The organism is Longimicrobiaceae bacterium (assembly GCA_036375715.1).
Taxonomy (GTDB): domain Bacteria; phylum Gemmatimonadota; class Gemmatimonadetes; order Longimicrobiales; family Longimicrobiaceae; genus DASVBS01.
The window spans coordinates 1-4,188 of record DASVBS010000030.1 but is presented as its reverse complement, the minus strand read 5'-3'; the positions used below and the strand labels follow the sequence as shown (position 1 = coordinate 4,188).

Here is a 4,188-nt window from a genome sequence, read left to right as displayed (position 1 = left end):
CCGGCATCGGGGAGGCGATCGCGCTGCTGGCGGCGGAGGAGGGGGGGCGGGTGGTGGTGGCGGATGTGGACGAGCGGGGCGGGGAGGAGACGGTAGCTGCCATCCAGAGCGCGGGGGGTGAGGCGATCTTTGTGCGGACGGATGTGAGCCGCGAGGAGGAGGTGGCGGCGATGACGGCGGCGGCGGTGCGCGCCTTCGGCGGCGTGGACGTGCTGGTGAACAATGCCGCCGTCTTCGTGCTGAAGGGGGTGGAAGCATCTCCCGACGACTGGCAGCGCTTGCTCAGCGTGAACGTGGTAGGGACCGCTCTGTGCACCCGCTACGCGGCGGAGGAGATGAAGAAGCGCGGCGGAGGGGCCATCGTGAACCTCTCCTCGATCTCCGGTTTCGTCGCGCAGCCGCACTTCGTCACCTACAGCGCGACCAAAGCCGCGATCCTCCAGATGACGCGCAACACCGCCCTCGACCTCGCCCCCTTCAACATCCGCGTGAACGCCGTCTGCCCCGGGACGATCCTCACGCAGGCGTCGTACAAGCACATGGAACGAGTAGGACAGAGCTTCGAGGAGTGGAACGCGGAGCAGTCCGCCTCCCAGCTACTCGGACGGGTGGGCCAGCCGCGGGAAGTGGCCTATCCGGTGGTCTTCCTCGCCAGCGACGAGGCCTCCTTCATCACCGGAACGCACCTGATGGTGGACGGCGGATATGTCGCGGTTTGAGCGGGGCGACCATCGCGATCTCGCGTGGCTTTCGCTGCCACGTCGTACTGGCGTGATACGCCAGGTTCTATCGGCCTGCACGTCGCGCGTCGGTTGCGTGCCCCGACATTGGGCTTCCGGAGAAGCCGCGGTCCGCTCGCCACGTGTGCAGATTGTCCGGCGGATCCCCTCCGGAGTGCTGCCTGCGACCGGGTACTGCCGGAAAGCCCCGTCGTGACCAGCAACGATCTCCTGCTCGAAGCCCGCGCGGTCTCGAAGGCCTACGCCGGCGTGCGGGCGCTGAAGCAGGCGTCGTTCGAGCTGCGGCGCGGAGAGGTGCACGCGCTGATCGGCGAGAACGGGGCGGGAAAGTCGACCCTGGTGAAGATCATCACCGGGGCGGTGCGCGCCGACGAAGGGGAGATCTTCCTGGAAGGCGAGCCGCTGGAGGAGAATTCCCCGCGCCTCGCCAAGGCGCGCGGCATCGCGGCGATCTACCAGCAGCCGGCGCTCTTCCCCGAGCTGACGGTGGCCGAGAACATCGCCCTGGGGCAGGAGAACCACGGCCGCTGGGGGCGGGTCGACTGGCGGGAGCGGCGTCGCCGCGCGCGCGAGCTCCTCGACCGGGTCGGCGCGCGGATCGACCCTGACGCCGACGCCGGGGATCTTACCATGCCCCAGCAGCAGCTGGTCGAGATCGCGCGCGCCCTGGGCGCCCGCGCCCGCGTGCTCATCCTGGACGAGCCCACGGCCTCCCTCTCGGAGGAGGACACCCGCAACCTCTTCGACGTGATCCGGCAGCTCCGCGCGGAAGGAGTGGGGATGATCTACATCTCCCACCGCCTGGAAGAATTGCCGGTAATCGCCGACCGGGTCACGGTGCTGCGCGACGGGGAGACGATCGGCACGCGCGAGATGCGCGACGTGACCCGCGAGGAGCTCATCCGGCTCATGGTGGGCCGCGAGCTGTCCACGATCTTCCCCAAGGAAGAGGTGGAGATCGGTGAGACCGTGCTGGAGCTGCGGGGCGTCGGGTCGGTCGAGGCAGGCGTGCAGGACGTCAGCCTGACGGTGCGGGCAGGGGAGATCGTGGGCCTGGCTGGCCTGGTCGGCGCGGGCCGCACCGAGCTCGCACGCACCATCTTCGGCCTCACCCCCGCGGAAGAGGGGGAGATCCTGCTGCACGGCCGACCGGTGACGGTCGACTCCCCGGGCACAGCGATCGACCTGGGGATCGCTTACGTTCCCGAGGATCGGCGCCGCCACGGGGTGGTGCTGGAGATGGCGGTCAGCTCGAACGTGACCCTCGCCGCACTGGACGAGCTATCGGGTCCGGCGGGGCTCGACTTCGCGCGCGAGCGGGAGCTGGCGGCCGAGTACTCCGGCCGCCTCGGCGTGAAGACCCCGTCGATCTACACCCCCGTATCCGCTCTCTCCGGGGGCAACCAGCAGAAGGTGGCGCTGAGCCGCTGGCTGGTGCGGCGGCCCTCCGTGCTGATCCTCGACGAGCCGACACAGGGCATCGACGTCGGCGCGAAGTCCGAGATCCATGGGCTGATGACCGAGCTGGCGCGCCAGGGCGTGGCGATCCTGATGATCTCCTCGGAGCTCCCGGAGATCCTCGGCATGAGCGACCGAGTGTACGTGATGCACGGCGGCACCATCGTGGGGGAGCTGTCGCGTGCCGAGGCGACGCAGGAGCGCCTGCTCGAGCTGGCGCTGGGGCAGGGCTGATGGCACTGGGTGAACCCCGGAGGCTGCACAGGGGTGCAATTCGGTCTCGTTGCCGACCGTGCGCGTGGGTGGCCCGGCGGTGTGAGCCAGCTGATCTTCCGCTCACTGATGAACTGCGGGTGAGCGACACATTTCCATTTTCCTGGCGGCTTGCCCGGGTTGTTAGTGACTTGCCCGACCCGTGCATCAATCAGCGATGACTTGCTCATGACTCCTCGGTGCCCAGTCGGTGTCCATCACCTCACCCCTGCGCGGTAGACTCGTGCGTCTCGATCGCTACAAGCGCGAGATCTCGGCAGCGATCGCCTTCGCGGCGTTGCTACTGGTGGTGGCGGTGGTGGCACCCGGCTTCTTCACCGCGGCCAACCTGCGCGACCTGGCGCTGAACAACGCCTCGGTGTTGCTGATCGCCATCGGGGCCACCCTGGTGATCCTCACCGGAGAGATCGACATCTCGGTAGGGTCGATGTTCGCGGTGTCCAGCGTGGCGGTGGGATGGTTCGCCCGCGAGGGGGTGCCGATTCCCATGCTGCTCCCGCTCGCCCTGCTGGTGGGCGCGGTCATGGGGGCGATCAACGGCGTGCTGGTGGGCTATCTGCGCCTCCCCTCGATCATCGTCACGTTGGCGATGCTGGTCGCCTGGCGCGATGCGCTGCGCTGGGTGACGCAGGGCGCGTGGATCCAGGATCTGCCCGCCAACTTCCAGTGGTTCGGGCTGGGGCAGCCGGTCGCCACCGGGCTGATCATCGGCACTTCCGTCGTCGTGTTGACCGCCGGGGCCTGGGCCCTCCGCAACCTGGCCGTGGGGCGGGCCATCTATGCGGTGGGCTCCGACAGCGAGGCGGCGCGGCTGGCGGGGATCTCGCCGCAGCGGATCGTCTTCCTCGTCTTCGTGTTGATGGGGGTGTTGGTCGGGCTCGCCGGGCTGCTGAACGCCGTGCGCTTCAACGCCGTACCCGCCAACTCCGGCCTCGGTCTCGAGCTGAAGGCGATCGCCGCGGTGGTGGTGGGCGGCACCGCGATCACCGGGGGACGAGGGCGGCTGGTGGGGACCCTCATCGGCGTGGCGCTGCTCGGGACGATCGGCACCGCCCTCACCTTCCTCGGCATCAACCCCTTCTGGGAGAAAGCGATTCAGGGGGCGATCATCCTCGCGGCGCTGGTCTCCGACGCCGTGCTGGGGCGCCTGGAGCAACATGTCAGAGAACGTAATCTCCTACGCGCCGCCGCGGGTCAGCACTGAGCGGAGGTTACGCGAGCGGTGGTTCCCCAACAACGAATGGGTGCTGCTCGCTGTAATCCTCTTCGAGTGCTTGATCTTCAGCTTCACCGGGAGGAACTTCGCCACCGCCGGGAACGGGTTCGAGATCACCCGCCTGGCGGTGGAGATCGGTCTGCTGTCGCTGGCGCTGACCCCCATCGTCATCACCGGTGGGATCGACCTCTCGGTGGGCTCGATGATGGGCCTGGCCGCGGTGGTGATGGGGATGCTCTGGCGCGACGCGGGGCTTCCGATCTGGGCGGCGGCGTCGCTGGCGCTGGTCGTCGGCGCCCTCGGCGGGGCGCTCAACGCCGCGGTCATCACCCGGCTGAACCTCCCGTCGTTGATCGTCACCCTGGGGACCTTCTCGCTCTTCCGCGGGGTGGCCGAGGGGCTCACGCGGGGGATCGACGCCTATTCCGGCTTCCCTTGGGGGTTCCTCTTCCTGGGGCAGGGCTACGTCGGTGGGGTGGTGCCGACGCAGCTCTTCGTGCT

At 68.8% G+C, this 4,188-nt stretch carries 4 protein-coding genes; all 4 read left to right on the top strand.

Annotation, left to right across the window (positions count from 1 at the left end; genetic code table 11):
* Positions 1 to 719: SDR family oxidoreductase (locus tag VF167_05405; GenBank protein ID HEX6924841.1), on the top strand; the 719-nt coding region annotated here is incomplete at its 5' end.
* Between the two features lie 213 nt (positions 720 to 932).
* Positions 933 to 2,432, top strand: a complete 1,500-nt coding sequence (locus tag VF167_05400; protein ID HEX6924840.1) for a sugar ABC transporter ATP-binding protein — start codon at positions 933 to 935, stop codon at positions 2,430 to 2,432.
* 229 nt (positions 2,433 to 2,661) lie between these two features.
* Complete coding sequence (locus VF167_05395; protein ID HEX6924839.1) at positions 2,662 to 3,675, top strand: ABC transporter permease; 1,014 nt, start codon at positions 2,662 to 2,664, stop codon at positions 3,673 to 3,675.
* A partial coding sequence (locus VF167_05390; GenBank protein ID HEX6924838.1) for a hypothetical protein occupies positions 3,629 to 4,188 on the top strand: 560 nt, incomplete at its 3' end. The genes VF167_05395 and VF167_05390, both read left to right, overlap by 47 nt.